The sequence below is a fragment of the Pseudomonas entomophila genome, from assembly GCF_013523165.1.
GTDB lineage: Bacteria > Pseudomonadota > Gammaproteobacteria > Pseudomonadales > Pseudomonadaceae > Aquipseudomonas > Aquipseudomonas entomophila_A.
Window position 1 is genome coordinate 43575 of the sequence record NZ_JAAMQI010000008.1, and the last position, 18700, is coordinate 62274.

The 18700-nt window shown below is 66.5% G+C and carries 15 protein-coding genes; 11 read left to right on the plus strand and 4 right to left on the minus strand.

Features of this window, described 5'->3' with window-relative positions:
* The first annotated feature begins 41 nt into the window (after positions 1-41).
* Positions 42-800, plus strand: coding sequence for an EAL domain-containing protein (locus G7Z99_RS08410; protein ID WP_219854129.1), 759 nt, complete (start codon positions 42-44; stop codon positions 798-800).
* A 99-nt stretch (positions 801-899) separates the two neighbouring features.
* Here the strand turns inward: G7Z99_RS08410 and G7Z99_RS08415 are convergent, their stop codons facing one another.
* Entirely contained in the window at positions 900-1778 is an 879-nt protein-coding gene (locus tag G7Z99_RS08415; protein ID WP_181093149.1) for a LysR family transcriptional regulator, read from the minus strand.
* 213 nt (positions 1779-1991) lie between these two features.
* On the opposite strand from G7Z99_RS08415, the gene speB reads away from it, so the two are divergent.
* The 8 genes from speB (at position 1992) to G7Z99_RS08455 (ending at position 11802) form a co-directional block, all read left to right on the plus strand.
* The gene (gene speB / locus G7Z99_RS08420; protein WP_181093156.1) at positions 1992-2951 is read left to right on the plus strand and encodes an agmatinase; all 960 of its coding nucleotides are present in this window, start codon (positions 1992-1994) and stop codon (positions 2949-2951) included.
* On the plus strand, positions 2948-3352 hold the full coding sequence (locus G7Z99_RS08425) for a YybH family protein (protein WP_181093158.1): 405 nt from the start codon (positions 2948-2950) through the stop codon (positions 3350-3352). The genes speB and G7Z99_RS08425 overlap by 4 nt, the downstream gene beginning before the upstream one ends.
* A 161-nt stretch (positions 3353-3513) precedes the next feature.
* A complete protein-coding gene (locus tag G7Z99_RS08430) occupies positions 3514-5007 on the plus strand; it encodes a purine-cytosine permease family protein (RefSeq protein WP_181093160.1) in 1494 nt (497 codons plus the stop codon).
* Positions 5008-5083: 76 nt separating this feature from the next.
* A complete protein-coding gene (locus G7Z99_RS08435) occupies positions 5084-6463 on the plus strand; it encodes a sodium:solute symporter (protein ID WP_181093161.1) in 1380 nt (459 codons plus the stop codon).
* A gap of 78 nt (positions 6464-6541) precedes the next feature.
* Positions 6542-8143: a 5-guanidino-2-oxopentanoate decarboxylase gene (locus G7Z99_RS08440; protein ID WP_181093163.1), complete on the plus strand. Its 1602-nt coding sequence runs from the start codon at positions 6542-6544 to the stop codon at positions 8141-8143.
* A gap of 106 nt (positions 8144-8249) precedes the next feature.
* A complete protein-coding gene (locus tag G7Z99_RS08445) occupies positions 8250-9677 on the plus strand; it encodes an aldehyde dehydrogenase family protein (RefSeq protein ID WP_181093165.1) in 1428 nt (475 codons plus the stop codon).
* Positions 9678-9858: 181 nt separating this feature from the next.
* Positions 9859-11253 carry an NAD(P)/FAD-dependent oxidoreductase gene (locus tag G7Z99_RS08450; RefSeq protein ID WP_308812284.1) on the plus strand — a complete coding sequence of 465 codons (1395 nt, stop codon included), beginning with the start codon at positions 9859-9861 and terminating at the stop codon, positions 11251-11253.
* 57 nt (positions 11254-11310) lie between these two features.
* Positions 11311-11802, plus strand: a complete 492-nt coding sequence (locus G7Z99_RS08455) for a RidA family protein (RefSeq protein WP_181093168.1) — start codon at positions 11311-11313, stop codon at positions 11800-11802.
* A 108-nt stretch (positions 11803-11910) separates the two neighbouring features.
* On the opposite strand, the gene proP is transcribed toward G7Z99_RS08455, so the two are convergent.
* From proP to G7Z99_RS08470, 3 genes are all read right to left on the minus strand, one after another.
* The gene (proP, locus tag G7Z99_RS08460; RefSeq protein WP_181093170.1) at positions 11911-13416 is read right to left on the minus strand and encodes a glycine betaine/L-proline transporter ProP; all 1506 of its coding nucleotides are present in this window, start codon (positions 13414-13416) and stop codon (positions 11911-11913) included.
* A gap of 205 nt (positions 13417-13621) precedes the next feature.
* The gene (locus G7Z99_RS08465; protein ID WP_181093172.1) at positions 13622-14344 is read right to left on the minus strand and encodes a FadR/GntR family transcriptional regulator; all 723 of its coding nucleotides are present in this window, start codon (positions 14342-14344) and stop codon (positions 13622-13624) included.
* 101 nt (positions 14345-14445) lie between these two features.
* Positions 14446-16179 (minus strand): IlvD/Edd family dehydratase, encoded by a 1734-nt coding sequence (locus G7Z99_RS08470; RefSeq protein WP_181093174.1) that lies wholly within the window; start codon positions 16177-16179, stop codon positions 14446-14448.
* Between the two features lie 182 nt (positions 16180-16361).
* Between G7Z99_RS08470 and G7Z99_RS08475 the strand changes: the two genes are divergently transcribed.
* Positions 16362-17666, plus strand: coding sequence for an MFS transporter (locus G7Z99_RS08475; RefSeq protein ID WP_181093176.1), 1305 nt, complete (start codon positions 16362-16364; stop codon positions 17664-17666).
* A 28-nt stretch (positions 17667-17694) separates the two neighbouring features.
* On the plus strand, positions 17695-18684 hold the full coding sequence (araD1, locus tag G7Z99_RS08480) for an AraD1 family protein (protein WP_181093178.1): 990 nt from the start codon (positions 17695-17697) through the stop codon (positions 18682-18684).
* The last annotated feature ends 16 nt before the right edge of the window (positions 18685-18700 follow it).

Here is an 18700-nt window from a genome sequence, read left to right on the forward strand (position 1 = left end):
CGGCTGCCACCCTCTTCACCGATTCAATGGACACCTCTCCCATGGGCGACCCTTCAGACAAGCGACCCTGCGCGTCCTGCCTCGACGGCAAGGCACTGGACTTCGACTTCAGCATGGCCTTCCAGCCGATCGTCGACCTGCGCGACGCGAGCATCTATGCCTACGAGGCGCTGGTACGCGGTACCGACGGCAGTGGCGCAGCCAGCGTACTGGCCCGGGTCAACGACACCAACCGCTACGCCTTCGACCAGTCCTGCCGGATCAAGGCCATCGAGCTGGCCGCCCGCTTGCAGATCCCCTGCCTGCTGAGCATCAACTTCCTGCCCAACGCGGTCTATCAGGCGGCCAACTGCATCCGCGCCACCTTGGCGGCGGCCCGGCGCTTCGACTTCCCTACCGAACGGATCATCTTCGAGATCACCGAGCAGGAAGAGCTGACCGACAAGGAACACCTCAAGAGCATCGTGCACGAATACCAGCGTCGGCAGTTCAAGACCGCCATCGACGATTTCGGCGCCGGCTACTCCGGCCTGAACCTGCTGGCCGAGTTCCAGCCCGACATCATCAAGCTCGACATGGCCCTGGTACGCAACATCGACAGCGATCGTGTGCGTCAGGCGATCGTGGAAGGCATCGTCGGGGTCTGCAAGGCCTTGCAGATCCGCGTGGTGGCCGAAGGCGTGGAAACCGTCGAAGAGATGAAAGAGCTGCAGCGCCTGGACATCGCCCTGTTCCAGGGCTACCTGTTCGCACGGCCAGCGTTCGAGGCATTGCCGGCAGTGAACTGGCCCAGCGCCTGAGCCACCAGGGCGCGAGCCGGGCCGTTGCACGCCTGGCACCTGGCTGTGCGTGCGCCCCGTAGCGACACAAGGGCTGCCGGCCCGACCTCGCTCATTGCCTCATCCCTTGAGCCGATCGCGGAAACTCTGGATCAAGGGCTCGCGTGCCCTGCCCCGCCGTATCGCCAGGGAAAACGGCGCCTGATACCCGAACGTCGCTGGCACCAGCACCTTGAGTCGCTGCTGCTCGACCCACGTGTGTGCATAGTGCTCCGGCATGTAGCCGATGTAGGCGCCGGACAGCACCAGAATCATCTGCGCCTCCATGGACTCCACCGTCGCTGCGCTGTGCTTGAAGCCATGCCGCGCCAGTTCGGCCTGGCTCCAGTAGCCACGCCCGACCATGCGTTGCTGGGTGATGGTCTCGGGGGAAATGCGCTGCTGGTCGAACAGCGCATGACGGTCGCTGCAGTAGAGCCAGTGCTGCTCGCGGTACAGGGGCTGGTAGATGAGGCCGTTCATGCGGATCGAGAATGCGCCGATGGCCAGGTCCAGCCGGTTCTCCTGGACCCCCAGTTGCAACTGCGCCGGGCTCAGCACGCTCAGGTGCAGGTGAACTGCAGGGTAGTCCTTGCTGTAGGCACCGATCACGTCGGCCAGGGGCAGGGACGGGTCGGTGACGGTCGAGTCGAGCACACCCAGGTTCAGGGTGCCACGCAGCTCGCCCTTGAGGGCGGCGCTGTAGCGCTCGAAACCCTCGAATTCGGCCAGCAGGCGCAGGGTTTCCTGGTGAAAGAGCTCGCCCTTGCTGGTCAGGCTGAAGCCGCCCCGGCCGCGGTGACACAGCACGATACCCAGCTGGGTTTCCAATTGGCTCATGTAAGTGCTGATGGCCGACGTCGACAGGTTGAGCTCGTGCTGGGCTGCCGCGAAGCCCTGGTGACGTACCACGCTGGCGAAGATGCGCAGCAGTTTGAGGTCGGTCGAGTGAGAAGACATGGGGGCTCCAGGCACGGGGACGGCGCCATTCTAAGAGCAGTCGACGGCCTCGCGGTAGCCGCATGACGACCCACGCCAGGGCCGACCGGACCGAGCGCCGACACGACGATGGTTCAGAAATCTCTGAACTATCTTTTTGCCGCCAGCGATTCTTCTGTTCGCACAGCCTTACCAGAATGGCCGCACACCAATTACAACATTGTGAGGCCACCCGTGGACCAGCCCCTCCACCAGCCTTTGGGCGGCAACGAAATGCCGCGTTTCGGCGGCATCGCCACCATGCTCCGCCTGCCCCACGTGCAGACGCCCGACGCTCTGAACCAGCTCGATGCAGCCTTCGTCGGCATCCCGCTCGACATCGGCACGTCGCTGCGCTCCGGCACCCGCTTCGGCCCGCGGCAGATCCGCGCCGAATCGGTGATGATCCGCCCCTACAACATGGCCACCGGCGCTGCGCCCTTCGACTCGCTGAACGTCGCCGACATCGGTGACATCGCGATCAACACCTTCAACCTGCTCGACGCCGTCCGGATCATCGAGCAGGAATACGACCGCATCCTCGACCACGGCATCATCCCGCTGACCCTGGGGGGCGACCATACCCTGACCCTGCCGATCCTGCGTGCGATCCACAAGAAGCACGGCAAGGTCGGCCTGGTGCACATCGACGCCCATGCCGACGTCAACGATCACATGTTCGGCGAGAAGATCGCCCACGGCACGACCTTCCGCCGCGCCCAGGAGGAAGGCCTGCTCGACAGCGAGCGCGTCGTGCAGATCGGCCTGCGCGCCCAGGGCTACACCAGCGAGGACTTCAACTGGAGCCGCAAGCAGGGCTTTCGCGTGGTACAGGCCGAGGAGTGCTGGCACCGGTCGCTGGCCCCGTTGATGGCCGAGGTGCGCGAAAAGGTCGGCGGCGGCCCGGTGTACCTGTCGTTCGACATCGACGGCATCGACCCGGCCTGGGCGCCCGGCACGGGCACGCCAGAGGTAGGCGGCCTGACCACCATTCAGGCACTGGAAATCATCCGTGGCTGCCAGGGCCTGGACCTGGTGGGCTGTGACCTGGTCGAGGTTTCGCCGCCCTACGACACCACCGGCAACACCTCGTTGCTGGGGGCCAATCTGCTCTACGAAATGCTCTGTGTGCTGCCAGGTGTGGTGCGCCGATGACGGCTGCGTCGAGGGACCGTGTGGCCGAGGTGCAGGCCGCTGCCGAGGCGTTGGTGGCGGCGTTCGCCAGCAACGACACGGCACGTTATTTCGCCTGCTTCAGCGAAGATGCCACGTTCGTGTTCCATACCCAGCCGCAGCCGCTTTCGCTCGAAAACTATCGCGCACTCTGGCAACGGTGGCAGGCCGAGGGCTTCGCCGTGCTGAGCTGCTGCTCCAGCGGGGCTCACATCAGTCTGCAAGGCGATGAAGTGGCGATTTTCATCCATGACGTCGTGACACGCCTGTCTCTGGATGGCGAAGAACACCACCTGCAAGAACGCGAGACCATCGTCTTTCGTCAGCAGGCCGGGCAGTGGTTGGCGTGCCACGAGCACCTGTCCGCCTCAAGCCTGAGCTGAACCTTCGGCGCGCGCAGGGCCACCCTTCCCGCGCACGCTGCGGCCCCACACCCGGGGGCCTTGCTATGACACCGCCCATCGGTCCTTGCCGGGGGTGAATAAAAAGGCCGGTGCGCCTGAGCCGACCTTACAAGAACCGTGACAGGCACCGGAGACACACCATGAGTACGGGTATCGAAACGTTTGGCGTCGAGCAGATTCCCGACGCGCAGCGCGATGCATCCCCCACCGACCTGTTCCGCCTGATCTTCGGCGGCGCCAACACCTTCGCCACAGCCGTGCTGGGCAGCTTTCCCGTGCTGTTCGGCCTGTCGTTCCAGGCTGGCGTGTGGGCGATCGTCCTGGGCGTGGCGGTCGGCGCGCTGATTCTTGCGCCCATGGGCGTGTTCGGCGCGCTCAACGGCACCAACAACGCGGTTTCGTCCGGCGCGCACTTCGGCGTGCATGGGCGTATCGTCGGCTCCTTTCTCTCGCTGCTCACCGCCGTGGCGTTCTTCTCGCTGTCGGTGTGGAGTTCGGGCGACGCCCTGATCGGCGGGGCCAAGCGCCTGGTTGGCCTGCCCGAAAACGATCTGACCCTAGGCCTGGCGTATGGGGTGTTCGCCGTGCTGGTGCTGGCGGTGTGCATCTATGGGTTTCGCATCATGCTGTGGGTCAACAAGATCGCGGTGTGGGCATCGAGCCTGCTGTTCCTGCTGGGCTTGGTGGCCTTCGCCGGCCCGTTCGACATGCACTACGCTGGCACCCTCGACCTCGACCAGGCAGGGTTCTGGGCCGCTTTCATCGGCGCGGCGTTGCTGGCGATGAGCAATCCGGTGTCGTTCGGCGCCTTCCTCGGCGACTGGTCGCGCTACATCCCCCGCCATACGCCCAAGCGGCGCATCATGCTGGCGGTGGTCGCGGCCCAGGCCGGTACGCTCATTCCGTTCCTGTTCGGCCTGTGCACTGCCACCCTGGTGGCCACCCAGGCGCCGCAGTACATCGAGGCGAGCAACTACGTCGGCGGCCTGCTGGCCATTTCGCCAAGCTGGTTCTTCCTGCCGGTGTGCCTGATCGCTCTGATCGGCGGCCTGTCCACCGGCACCACCGCGCTGTACGGCACGGGCCTGGACATGTCGAGCATGTTCCCCCGGGTACTGAGCCGCGCAGTGGCCACGCTGCTGATCGGCGTGGCGGCGATCGCCTTCATCTTCATCGGCCGCTTCGCCTTCAATCTGGTGCAGAGCGTCTCGACCTTCGCCGTGCTGATCGTCACCTGCACCAGCCCCTGGATGGTGATCATGATCCTGGGCCTGATCGTGCGCCGCGGCGTCTACCACGCCGACGACCTGCAGGTGTTCACCCGCGGCGAGCGCGGTGGACGCTACTGGTTCCAGCACGGCTGGAACTGGCGCGGCCTGGGCGCCTGGATTCCGAGCGCGGCGGTGGGTCTGTGCTTCGTCAACCTGCCCGGGCAGTTCGTCGGTGCGCTGGGCGACCTAGTCGGTGGCATCGACGTCAGCCTGCCGATCACCCTGGGCATGGCGGCGCTGCTGTACCTGGCGCTGCTCAACCTGTTCCCGGAGCCGCCCGAGGTCTACGGTCCGCGCGGCCCGCGCTGGGTGCGGCAGAAAAGCCCCGTCGGCCTGACGCTCGGAGGCGCCGGAATCGCCTGATCATCCCTGCGACCGTTCACACACCAGGCGTGTAGGGCCCGGTGTCCTTTCCTTCCAGAACAATGAGAACAACACCATGCTCCTGGATATCTCCGTAGTGATCCTTTACGCCGCCGGCATGCTACTGCTCGGCTGGTACGGCATGCGCCGCGCGCGCACCCAGGAAGATTATCTGGTGGCCGGACGCAACCTGGGCCCGGCCTTCTACCTCGGCACCATGGCCACCACGGTACTGGGCGGCGCGGCGACCGTCGGCACCGTGCGCCTGGGTTATGTGCACGGCATTTCCGGGTTCTGGCTGTGCGCCGCGCTGGGCGCCGGGATCATCGTGCTCAACCTGTGCCTGGCCAAGCCCCTGCTCAAGCTGCGCATCAGCACCGTGACGCAGATTCTCGAGCGCCGCTACACGCCCATGGCGCGTCAGGCCAGCGCGGTGGTGATGTTCGCCTATGCGCTGATGATCGCCGTGGTCTCGACCCTGGCCAGTGGCACCGTGCTGCAAGTGCTGTTCGACCTGCCCTTCGTCACCGCCATCCTTCTGGCCGGTGGCGTGGTGGTAGTGTATTCGAGCATCGGTGGCATGTGGTCGCTGACCCTGACCGATATCGTGCAGTTCGTGATCAAGACCCTAGGGTTGATGTTCGTGCTGCTGCCCATCTGCCTGTGGCGCGTCGGCGGCTGGGATGCCCTGCACGCCACGCTGCCCGAATCGGCCTTCAGCTTCACCACCCTCGGCTACGACACCATCCTCACCTACTTCCTGATCTACTTCTTCGGCATCCTCATTGGCCAGGACATCTGGCAGCGCGTGTTCACCGCGCGCAGCGAGGGGGTGGCGCGAGTGGCCGGCAGCCTGGCCGGGGTGTATTGCGTGCTCTACGGCCTGGTCGGTGCGCTGATCGGCATGTGCGCCAAAGTGCTGCTGCCGGACCTGGCCGACGCCAACAACGCCTTCGCCTCGATCGTGCAGAGCGCCTTGCCCAACGGCATTCGCGGCCTGGTGATCGCCGCCGCCCTGGCGGCGATGATGTCCACCGCCAGCGCCGGCCTGCTGGCCGCCTCGACCACCCTCACCGAAGACCTATTGCCCAAGCTGCGAAATGGCCGCCCCTCGAGCCTGGGCATGTCGCGCGCGTTCACCTTCGCCACCGGGGTGGTGGTACTGGGCATCGCGCTGGTCGTCAACGACGTCATCGGCGCGCTGACCCTGGCCTACAACCTGCTGGTCGGCGGCATCCTGATCCCTATGCTCGGCGCCATCTACTGGAAGCGTGCGACCACCACGGGGGCGATCCTGAGCATGGTGCTGGGCTGCGGCACGGCGCTGGTGTTCATGTTCCGCGACGGCCTGGAAGCCAACACGCCGATCTACTACAGCCTGGCCGTCGGCCTGCTGGCTTTCGTGCTGGGCAGCGTGCTGACCCGCCCGCAGCTGCGCGCCACGCGCATGGCCTGACGCCCGTCGTCGATCCGATGCACGCAGTGTCGGTCGGCAAGCGCCGGCACTGCGCCTTCGTTCAAAAGGAAAAGCAGCATGACTTCTTGTGGAGAGTTTCTCATACAGCAGCTCCAGGCCTGGGGCGTCGATACCGTGTTCGGTATCCCCGGTGTGCATACCGTGGAGCTGTACCGCGGCCTGCCGGACAGCGGCATCCGCCACGTCACCCCGCGCCATGAGCAGGGCGCGGGCTTCATGGCAGACGGCTATGCACGGGTCAGCGGCAAGCCGGGGGTGTGCTTCATCATCACCGGCCCCGGCATGACCAACATCCTCACGGCCATGGGCCAGGCCTATGCCGATTCCATCCCGATGCTGGTGATCAGCAGCGTCAACGAACGCGCGCGGCTCGGCCTGGGCAAGGGTTACCTGCACGAGCTGCCCAACCAGCGGGCGATGGTCGCCGGGGTCAGTGCCTTCAGCCATACCTTGATGAGCGTCGAGGAACTGCCGGGGGTACTGGCACGCGCCTTCGCGGTCTTCGACAGCCAGCGCCCGCGCCCGGTACACATCGAGCTGCCCCTGGACATCATCACCGCGTCAGCCGAGCACCTGCAGGTACAACCGCGTTGCCGTCTGCCACGTCCGGCCGCCGATGCCAACGCGCTGGCCGACGCGGCGACCCGCCTGCGTGGCGCCAGCCGCCCGTTGCTGCTGCTTGGCGGCGGCTGCGTCGAGGCGCAGGCCGAGGCGGCGGAGCTGGCCACCCGGCTCGATGCGCCCACGGCACTGACCATCAACGCCAAAGGCCTCTTGCCAGGTGATCACCCGTTGCTGCTGGGCAGCAACCAGTCCCTGGTGCCCGTGCGCGAGTTGGCGCTGGAAGCCGACGTGGTACTGGCCATCGGCACCGAACTGGGCGAGACCGATTACGACGTGGTCTTCGACGGCAACTTCCGCCTCGGCGGCGCGCTGATCCGCGTCGACATCGATGCCGAGCAACTGACCCGTAATCATGCACCCAGCCTGGCCATTCTCGGCGATGCCCGGCAAACCATGCAGGCCCTGCTCGCGCACCTGCCGGCCCGGACCCCGAGCCTGGACAGCCCTGGCGCACGCCGGGCCGCCCAGGTCCGTGGCCGGCTGGCCGAGGACTTCACCGGCTGGGCGCACTACCGGCACCTGTTCGACTGCATTCTCGAGGTCCTGCCCGATGCGCGCTTCGTCGGCGACTCGACGCAGACCGTCTACAGCGGCAATCACCTGGTGGAGCTGGCCGGCCCACGCCGCTGGTTCAACTCCTCCACCGGGTACGGCACCCTGGGCTACGGCTTGCCTGCCGCCATCGGCGCCAAGCTGGCCGAGCCGCAGCGGGCGGTGATCAGCCTGATGGGCGACGGTGGCATCCAGTTCAGCCTGCCGGAGCTGGCCAGTGCCGTGGAGGCACGGGTCGGTCTCATCGTGCTGCTGTGGAACAACCAGGGTTACGGCGAGATCAAGCGCTACATGGAGCGTCGCGACATCACGCCCTTGGGCGTGGACATCTACACGCCGGACTTTCTCGCCATCGCCCGCGGCTTCGGCTGCGCTGCCGAGCGTGCCCATGATCACGCGCACCTGCAGACATTGCTGCGTCAGGCACCCGACGACCGCCCCTTGATCATCGAGATCGACGAGGCGCCGCCATTCGCGCCCTGACCCATCCCCCTCGCCCCGTCCTGCCCGGCGTGTACGTTCGCAGGCAGGACGGTGCGGGGCGGACGTACCCCGCCTTGCCCTCATCAATGGACGACCGGAAACGACCATGAACACCCCTCATTACATCGACGGCCAGTGGGTCGCAGGCGCGGGCAACGATTGCCTGGTGGCCTATGACCCGTCCCTCGCCCACCCCTTCGCCGAGCTGATGTCGGCCGACAGGGCTCAGGTCGACCACGCCGTCGCCGCCGCGCGCCGGGCCCTGCCAGCCTGGAAGGCGACCTCGGTCGCCGAGCGCGCGGCGTATCTGCGCGGTTTCGCCGAGTACCTGGCGCAGCAACGGGACGCACTGGTCACCTTGCAAATGCGCAACAACGGCAAGCCGCGTCACGAGGCCGAGGTGGACGTCGACGATGCCGTGGCCACCTTCACCTATTACGCGGCCCTGATCGAACAGCAGGACACACCCTCGGAGGTGGCCCTGGCCACGCCGGGATTCTCGTCGCGCACGCGGCGCGAGCCGGTCGGCGTGGTCGGGCTGATCGTGCCGTGGAACTTCCCGCTGGTCACCAGCGCCTGGAAGCTCGCGCCCGCCCTGGCCGCCGGCTGCACCGTGGTGCTCAAGCCTTCGGAGATCACCCCGCTGATCGAGCAGGTCTACGCCCGCATTGCCGAGCGGCTCGGGCTGCCGGCCGGGGTGTTGAACCTGGTCGGTGGCAAGGCCGAGACCGGCGCGGCGCTGAGCGAACACCCTGGCCTGGACAAGCTGTCGTTCACCGGCAGCAACACGGTGGGCAGCCAGGTGATGCGCAGTTCGGCTGCCTACTGCCGGCCTGTGACCCTGGAGCTGGGCGGCAAGTCGGCGATCATCGTGTTCGACGACTGCGACCCGGACCAGGCAGTGGCGTGGATCGTCGCCGGCATCTGCTGGAACGCCGGACAGATGTGCTCGGCCACCTCCCGCCTGCTAATCCAGGAGGGCATCGCCGACGTGCTGCTGCCCCGCCTGCAAGCGGCCTTCGCCGCGCTGCGGGTGGGCAATCCGCTGACCGAGAACATCGACATGGGCCCGCTGACCAGCGCGGCGCAATGGCACAAGGTCGCCGAGTACTTCCAGATCGCCCGTGCCGAGGGCCTGCATTGCCTGACCGGCGGCTCGACGCTGGCGCGCGAAGGCTGGTTCGTCAGCCCGACGCTGTACGTCGACGTGCCCGCCAGCAGTCGCCTGTGGCAAGAGGAAATCTTCGGGCCGGTGCTTTGCACGCAGCGCTTTTCCACGGAGGCGCAGGCGGTCGCCCTGGCCAACGACAGCCGCTTCGGCCTGGTCGCCACCGTGGCCAGTGCCGACCTGGCCCGTGCCGAACGGGTGGCCGAGGCACTGGACGTCGGCCACGTCTGGATCAACTCGGTCCAGGCCGTCTTCGTCGAGACCTCCTGGGGCGGCACCAAGGGCAGCGGCATCGGCCGCGAGCTGGGGCCGTGGGGGCTGGCCGCCTACCAGTCGATCAAGCACGTGACCCGCTGCCTCGACTGAACCCCGCATTACCGAACGACAGACACCCGCTCGAGACGTCGCCCATCGCGCATACGGTGCACGCCAGCCATGGCCTTCGACAGGCCTGGCGTGCGCCATCGCGCCGGGTGCGTCTTCGCGGGTGTCGCCTCACCTCGCAAAAAGGAAACGAGTCGACATGGGTGTGACAAGACGCAGGTTCTTGATTGGCAGTGGCCTGGTGGCAATGGCCGGCGGGGCGGGGGCCTTGACCCCCCTGCTAACGCGCGAAGGCCGCCTGATTCCCGGCAGGCCCAGGTCGGGTTTCGTTGCCGGCACCGAAGGGCCACTGCCTGCGCAGGCGGACGTGGTGATCGTGGGCGCAGGCATTCTGGGCATCATGACCGCGATCGACCTCACCGGGCGGGGCTTGTCCGTGGTCGTGGTCGAGAAGGGTGAAATCGCCGCCGAGCAGTCCTGCCGGTTCTATGGCCAGGCCATGACCTACCGGATGCCGGACGCCACCTTCCAGCTGCACCACCTGGCCAAGCAGCAGTGGCGCGAGATGAACGCCAAGGTCGGCGTCGACACCAGCTACCGCACCCAGGGCCGGGTCGAGGTGCCGCTGGACGAGCATGACCTGGAGCAGGTGCGCGCCTGGATCGATGCCCGGACCCGTGAGACCGCAGGCTCGGCGGTGCCCTTCAGGACCCGCATCGTCGAGGGCCGGGCGCTCGAGCAGCGCCTGCGTGGCGCGGCGTCATCCTGGACGATCGCCGGGTTCGAGGAGGATGCCGGCAGCCTGGACGCCGAGATCGCCTCGTTCGTCATGGCCGAGTACGCCAAGCGGCTCGGCGTGAAGTTCTACACCCAGTGCGCTGCGCGGGGGCTGGACACCCAGGCCGGCGCCATTTCCGACGTGGTGACGGAAAAGGGCGCCATCCGCACGTCCCGCGTGGTCGTGGCCGGCGGCGCCTGGTCCCGGTTGTTCATGCAGAACCTGGGGGTCGACGTGCCGACCTTGCCGGCCTACCAGTCGCAGCAGCTGATCAGCGCTGCACCCCAGGCGCCAGGCGGCAACGTCGCCCTGCCCGGCAACATCTACTTTCGCGAACAGGCCGACGGCACCTATGCCACCTCACCCCGCGTCGTTGTCGCGCCCGTGGTCAAGGAATCGTTCATCTACGGGTACAAGTACCTGCCGTTGCTGGCCCTGCCGGACTTTCCGGTGCACGTCTCGCTGAACCGGCAACTGTTCCAGTCGCTCTTCCAGCCTACCCACTGGGCACTGGACGAGGTCTCGCCCTTCGAACGCAACCGGATCATGACCGCCGCCCCGGACCTTCCGGAGCTGAACGCATCGCTGGAACGGTTGAAGGCCGAGTTCCCGGCGTTCGAGGCCTCGACGCTGATCGACCAGTGGAGCGGCGCCATGGCCATCGCCCCGGACGAGAACCCCATCATCGCCCCGGTCGACCGGTACCCAGGGCTGGTGCTCAACACGGCCACCGGCTGGGGCATGACCGAAAGCCCGGTGTCCTCGCGGCTGGCGGCGGACCTGCTGCTGGGCCAGACGCCAGCCCTCGATCCACGGCCGTTCAGGCTCGACCGGTTCTGACGGTGGCGCCCTGCAACCTGCCCGACGCGCAGGCTCGTTCACCCCAAGGAGATACCCATGACACCTGCTTTGAAGACACTTGCCCTGTTGGCCCTGATCGCGGCCGGCCATGCCCATGCTCAGGACGTGATACGCCACGACGCGGGTGATTTCCCGATCGCGTCGGCGGTCGAGGTCCCTTCTGGCAAGACGCTGGTCTACCTCAGCGGCACCGTGCCGTCGGTGATCGACAGCCACGCACCTGCAGATTCCCTGGCCGCCTTCGGCGACACCCAGGCACAGACCATCGATGTGCTGGAGCAGATCCAGCGGCAGTTGAAGACGCTCGGGTTGACGTTCAGGGACGTGGTGAAGATGCAGGCCTTCCTGGTCGGCGGGCCGGAGCACGGCGGCGTCATGGACTTCGAGGGTTTCATGGCCGGCTATACGCAGTTCTTCGGCGCGGCCGCCGGGCAGCCGAATCTGCCGGCGCGCTCGGCCTTCCAAGTCGCGGGCCTGGCCCATCCAGCCTGGCGGGTCGAGATCGAAGTGATCGCGGTTCGTCCCTGAGGGCGTCGTGCGCTGACGACCGGCCATGAAAAGGGGCACGCACCTCGGTGAGGGCTGCCCCTTGTCTACCACCGCGCGTGAAGCCAGGCGCGTGCGCCCGGCCTGCGCTTACTCGTTGATGCGTGGGTGCTGCTGCACCAGCACCTTGCGCTTGGCTTCCAACTCGGCCATCTGCGCATCGATGTCCTCGATCTTCTGCTCGATGTTGTCGTGGTGCTCCTGCAGCAGCTCACGCGCCTCGTGAATGTCGGACGCCGCCGGTGCCGCGCCACGCAGTGGCTTGTTGGCGGTCTCCTTCATGGTCACGCCAGTCACCAGGCCGATCAGCGCCACCACCATCAGGTAGTAGGCCGGCATCATCAGGTTCTGGGTGGTTTCCACCAGCCAGGCCGCGATGGTCGGGGTCAGGCCGGCGATCAGCACCGAGATGTTGAAAGCGCTGGCCAGGGCACTGTAGCGAATGTGCGTCGGGAACATCGCCGGCAGGGTCGAGGCCATGACGCCGATGAAGAAGTTCAGCAGCACCGCTAGCAGCAGCAGGCCGGCGAAGATCAGCCCCAGCACGCCGCTGTTGATCATCATGAACGCCGGGATCACGAAGAGGAACAGCCCGACGCTGCCGATGATGATGAAGGGCTTGCGGCCGATCTTGTCACTGACGAAGCCGATGACCGGCTGCACGAACAGCATGCCGACCATGATCGCGATGATGATCAACACACCGTGGTTTTCGCTGTAGCCGAGGTTGTGCGACAGGTAGCTCGGCATGTAGGTCAGCAGCATGTAGTAGGTGACGTTGGTCGCGATCACCACGCCGATGCAGGTCAGCAGGCTGCGCCAGTGCTTGGTGGCGACCTCCTTGAACGACACCTTGGGACCGGCGGCCAGGCCTTCGCGGTCGCCCTGCTCGAGCTTTTCGACGTGCTGCTGGAAAGCCGGGGTCTCTTCCAGCGCATGGCGCAGGTAGAGGCCGATCATGCCCAGCGGCAGGGCCAGGAAGAACGGAATGCGCCAGCCCCACTCGAAGAACTTCTCTTCGCCGACGATGGCCGAGATCATCACCACCACGCCTGCGCCCAGCACGAAGCCGGCGATCGAACCGAAGTCCAGCCAGCTGCCGAGGAAGCCACGCTTGCGGTCCGGGGCGTATTCGGCCACGAAGATCGAGGCACCGGTGTACTCACCGCCCACCGAGAAGCCTTGGGCCATCTTGGCGAGCAGCAGCAGGATCGGCGCCCAGATGCCGATCGACGCATAAGAGGGAATACAGCCGATCGCGAAGGTACTGAGCGACATGATCACGATGGTCGCGGCCAGGACTTTCTGTCGCCCGTAACGGTCGCCCAGGGCGCCGAAGAACAGGCCACCCAGGGGGCGAATCAGGAAGGGTACCGAGAAGGTCGCCAGGGCGGCGATCATCTGCACGCTGGGGTCGGCGTTGGGGAAGAACACCTTGCCGAGCACGTAGGCGACGAAGCCATAGACGCCGAAGTCGAACCATTCCATGGCGTTGCCCAGTGCGGCGGCGGTGATCGCCTTGCGCATCTTGGCATCGTCGACGATGGTGATGTCGTTGAGCCCAATGGGCTTGACGCGTTTCTTGCGTAATTTCATGCGGGGTACCTGATCGCTGTCGTGTCTCGCTGGGGCGAGCTTCAAAGAAACGGTTCTGACCAGCGCACGGGATGGCGCTGTGCTTCTATTCAGAAACCTTTTGAATCAGATCAGGGAACAGGTGAAATAATTCAGCGCTTGCCGATTATTTCGTGGTGTGAAGGTTTGGCGAAGGGACAAACGGCGCGCAAAACAGTGCCTGCCACTAGCTGATCGGGTCCTGGCCCAGCACCTTGCTCAAGGCCACGCGAGCGTCTTCCAATTGCACCAGTGCCGCATGCCGAGCGCCCAGGGCATCGCCGTTCTGAATGGCGGTGAGGATCGCCTGGTGCCGGGGCAGTGCCAGCTGGTCGAAGTTGGAGCGCTGGTTCGAGTAGCGCACCGATTCGCGCAAAGCCAGCGACAGCATGTTGCACAGGTAGGCCAACAGGTCGTTGTGGGTGGCATCGGCGATGCGGGCATGGAAGTCGAGGTCCGGCTGCAGGCGGTCCTCCGGGGTGCTGGCCTGTTCCATGCGTCGGTAGGCCTCGGCGATCGACTCGACGTCCGCCTCGGTGGCATTGCTCGCCGCCAGGGCCGCCGCCGCCGGCTCGATGACCCAGCGCACGCTCGACAGCATGTTGAAGAACTCCTGCTGGGGCGTCGCCTGCATCAGCCAATGCAGCACGTCCGGGTCGAGCATGTGCCAGTCGTGCCGCGGCCTGACCAGGGTGCCTACCCGCGGCTTGGCCTGGACCAGCCCCTTGGCGGTCAGCGCGCGCATGGCTTCGCGAAAGACCGGCCGGCTGATCGCGTAGGCCTCGCACAAGCTGACCTCGGAAGGCAGCTTCTGCTGGGGCTGGAGCTGGCCGGAGACGATCTGCAGGCCCAGGTCCTGGACCAGGGTCGCGTGCATGCTCTTGCGCGGAGAGGGCTGGCGATAGTTCATGGGGGCGCGGGGGACGTCCTTCAGGCGTGGCCGCGCATCATAGCACCCCTGCGTCGGCAACGGCCCCGCCGTCGGCCGGGCGAGGCCTGGCGTGCCGGCGCTCAATGCGAGTGCTTGGGCACGGCCGAACCGCGACAGCCGACCAGGAAGTCGAAGTCGCAGCCTTCGTCGGCCTGCATGACATGGTCCAGGTAGAGCCGGGCGTAACCGCTGGTGATCAGCTGTGGCACGGGGGGTACGTCGGCCAGGCGTCCGGCCAGTTCCTCGTCGGAGATGTCCAGGTGCAGGCGGCCTTCATGGCAGTCCAGTTCGATCCAGTCGCCTTCGCGCACGGCCGCCAGCGGGCCGCCCGCCGCCGCTTCCGGCGCCACGTGCAGGACCACGGTGCCATAGGCCGTCCCGCTCATGCGTGCATCGGAGATGCGCACCATGTCGGTCACGCCCTGGGCCAGCAGCTTGGCCGGCAGCCCCATGTTGCCGACCTCGGCCATGCCGGGGTAACCCTTGGGCCCGCAATGCTTCATCACCAGCACCGAATCGGCGTCGACCTCCAGCGCCGGATCGTTGATGCGCGCCTTGTAGTCTTCGAAGTGCTCGAACACCACGGCGCGGCCACGGTGGCGCATCAGTGCCGGGGTGGCGGCCGACGGCTTGAGCACCGCGCCCTTGGGCGCCAGGTTGCCACGCAGGATGCAGATGCCGCCGTCGGCCACCAGCGGGCGCTCCAAGGGGCGGATCACCTCCTCGTCGTACAGCGGCGCGGCCTGGCAGTTGTCCCACAGGCTCTTGCCATTGACAGTCAAGGCACCAGGGTTGGGCAGCAGGTCGTGCTCGCCGAGACGGCGGATCACCGCGGGCAGGCCCCCCGCATAGTAGAACTCTTCCATCAGGAAGCGGCCCGAGGGCTGCAGGTCGACCAGGGTCGGCGTGCCACGGCCGATGCGGGTCCAGTCTTCCAACTGCAGGTCGACGCCGATGCGCCCGGCGATGGCCTTGAGGTGGATCACCGCGTTGGTCGAGCCGCCGATGGCCGCGTTGACGCGGATAGCGTTCTCGAAGGCTTCGCGGGTGAGGATCTTCGACAGGCGCAGGTCTTCGCGGGCCATGTCGACGATGCGCATGCCGGACAGGTGCGCCAGCACGTAGCGGCGCGCGTCCACTGCCGGGATGGCGGCGTTGTGCGGGAGCGAGGTGCCCAGCGCTTCGGCCATGCAGGCCATGGTCGAGGCCGTGCCCATGGTGTTGCAGGTGCCGGCCGAGCGGGACATGCCCGCTTCGGCCGAGAGGAATTCGTTGAGGTCGATCTGCCCGGCCTTGTAGGCCTCGTGCATCTGCCAGACGATGGTCCCGGCACCGATGTCGCGCCCCTTGTGCTTGCCGTTGAGCATCGGCCCACCGGTCACCACGATTGCCGGGACGTCGCAACTGGCCGCGCCCATCAGCAGCGCCGGGGTGGTCTTGTCGCAGCCAGTCAGCAGCACCACCGCATCCACCGGGTTGCCTCGAATCGATTCCTCGACGTCCATGCTCGCCAGGTTGCGGGTGAGCATCGCGGTCGGCCGCAGGTTGGACTCGCCGCTGGAAAATACCGGGAACTCCACCGGGAAGCCGCCTGCCTCCAGCACCCCTTTCTTCACGTGTTCGGCGATCTTGCGAAAGTGCGCGTTGCAGGGCGTGAGCTCCGACCAGGTGTTGCAGATGCCGATGATCGGCCGGCCGTCGAAGGCATGGTCGGGAATGCCTTGGTTCTTCATCCAGCTGCGGTACATGAAGCCGTTCTTGTCGGCCGTGCCGAACCATTGGGCCGAGCGGAGAGGTTTTTTGTTATCGGACATGACGGCACCCTTATTGGTATTACTATTTAGCAGTGTTGCGCCGACTCTAGCGGCAAAAAGGCGACATGTGAAGGGTTGTTGCTTTAAATAGTAATACTATAAGATGATCCAGACCGTTGACGGCCTGCCATGGGCCCCAACCGCGTGTTGCATCCATTACAAGAACAATTGGAGACATCGCCATGGTTCATGAGCAGCGGCTCGTCCGCCTGATCACGTGGAAACTCATTCCCTTTTTGGTCCTGCTTTACCTGGTGGCCTACGTCGATCGCTCTGCGGTGGGCTTCGCCAAGCTGCACATGGGCGCCGACATCGGCCTGGGCGATGCCGCCTATGGCCTGGGCGCCGGGTTGTTCTTCATCGGCTACTTCTTCTTCGAAGTGCCCAGCAACCTGCTGCTCGACCGCTTCGGCGCACGCCGCTGGTTCGCCCGCATCCTGCTGACATGGGGCGCGATCACCATCGGCATGGCCTTCGTCACCGGCCCGACGGGGTTCTACGTCATGCGCCTGCTGCTGGGGGTCGCCGAGGCGGGGTTCTTCCCCGGCGTGCTGTACTACATCACCCAGTGGTACCCGGTGCGCCATCGCGGCAAGATCCTGGGCTTCTTCATCCTCTCGCAGCCGCTGGCGATGCTGGTGACCGGGCCGCTCTCCGGCGCGCTGCTCGGCCTCGATGGCCTGCAGGGCCTGCACGGCTGGCAGTGGCTGTTCATCTGCATCGGCACCCCGGCGGTGCTGCTGGCCTGGCCGACGCTGCGCCTGTTGCCCGATGGCCCGGCCACGGTGCGCTGGCTGAGCGACGCGCAGCGCAGCTGGCTGCAAGAGCAACTGGCCAACGACCTGCGTGAGTTCGGCCAGGCCCGCCATGGCAACCCCCTGCACGCCCTGAAGGACCGCCGCGTCCTGCTGCTGGCGCTGTTCTACCTGCCGGTCACCCTGAGCATCTATGGCCTGGGGTTGTGGCTGCCGACGCTGGTCCATCAGTTCGGCGGCAGCGACCTGGTCACCGGCTTCGTCTCGGCGGTGCCTTACCTGTTCGGCATCATCGGCCTGCTGATCGTCCCGCGCAGCTCCGACCGCCTGAACGATCGCTACGGCCACCTCGGCCTGCTCTACGCCCTGGGTGCGGTGGGCCTGTTCTTCAGCGCCTGGCTCAGCGCACCGGTCATGCAGCTGGCGGCGCTGTGCCTGGTGGCCTTCGCGTTGTTCTCCTGCACGGCGATCTTCTGGACCTTGCCGGGGCGGTTCCTGTCCGGTGCCAGTGCGGCGGCCGGGATCGCCCTGATCAACTCCCTGGGCAACCTCGGCGGCTACCTGGGGCCTTTCGGCATCGGCGCGCTCAAGGAACACACCGGGCACCTGTCCTCGGGCCTGTACTTCCTGGCCGTGGTGATGCTGTTCGGGCTGCTGCTCACCAGCGTGGTGTACACCCGCCTGGAGTGCCGCCAACGCCAGGCTTCGGCGCACACCGATGCCTCCCACTGACCCTCTCACTCAACAAGCGAGTACACGCATGCGATTGATCCAATTCGAAACGGCCGCGGGCGAACGCCGCGTGGGCGTGGTGGAAGGCGAGCGCGCCCTGGAAGTCCAGGGCACGCACAGCACCCGTGAGCTGGCCTTGCAGGCCATCGCCGCCGGTCGCGATCTGGTGGCCGAAGTCGAGGCCGCCGGCCTTGGCACTGCCCACGACTACCTGGCCCTGCTGGCCGAAGGACGCGTCCTGCCCCCGCTGGACCACCCGGACCCCGCCCACTGCCTGGTCACCGGCACCGGCCTGACCCACCTGGGCAGCGCCGCCACCCGCGACAAGATGCACCAGCAGCAGGCCGAGGGCGCGGTGACCGACAGCCTGCGCATGTTCCAGTGGGGCCTGGAGGGCGGCCAGCCGCCTGCGGGCGAAGTCGGCGCGCAACCGGAATGGTTCTACAAGGGCGATGGCGGCATCGTCGTGCGCCCAGGCGGCGACCTGCCCCTGCCGGCGTTCGCCGAGGATGCCGGCGAGGAGCCAGAGCTGGTCGGGCTGTACCTGATCGACGGCGACGGCACGCCGGTACGGCTGGGGTATGCCCTGGGCAACGAGTTCTCCGACCACGTCATGGAGCGCCGCAACTACCTGTACCTGGCCCATTCCAAGCTGCGCGCCTGCAGTTTCGGCCCGGAGCTGCGCATCGGCGCGCTGCCGCCGCACCTGGAAGGCAGCAGCCGGATCCTGCGCGACGGCCAGGAGCTGTGGCGCAAGCCGTTCCTCAGCGGCCAGCAGAACATGTGCCACAGCCTCGAGAACCTCGAGTTCCATCACTTCAAGTACACACAGTTCCTGCGCCCTGGCGACCTCCACGTGCACTACTTCGGCACCGCCACGCTGTCGTTCGCCGACAGCATCCAGGCGCGCCCTGGCGATACCTTCGAGATCAGCCTGGACGCCTTCGGCCAACCGCTGCGCAACGGCATCGTCGCCCTGCCCGAGCAGGTTCGGCCGGGTCTCGTGAAAAGCCTCTGAGCCTCCCCTTCCTCAA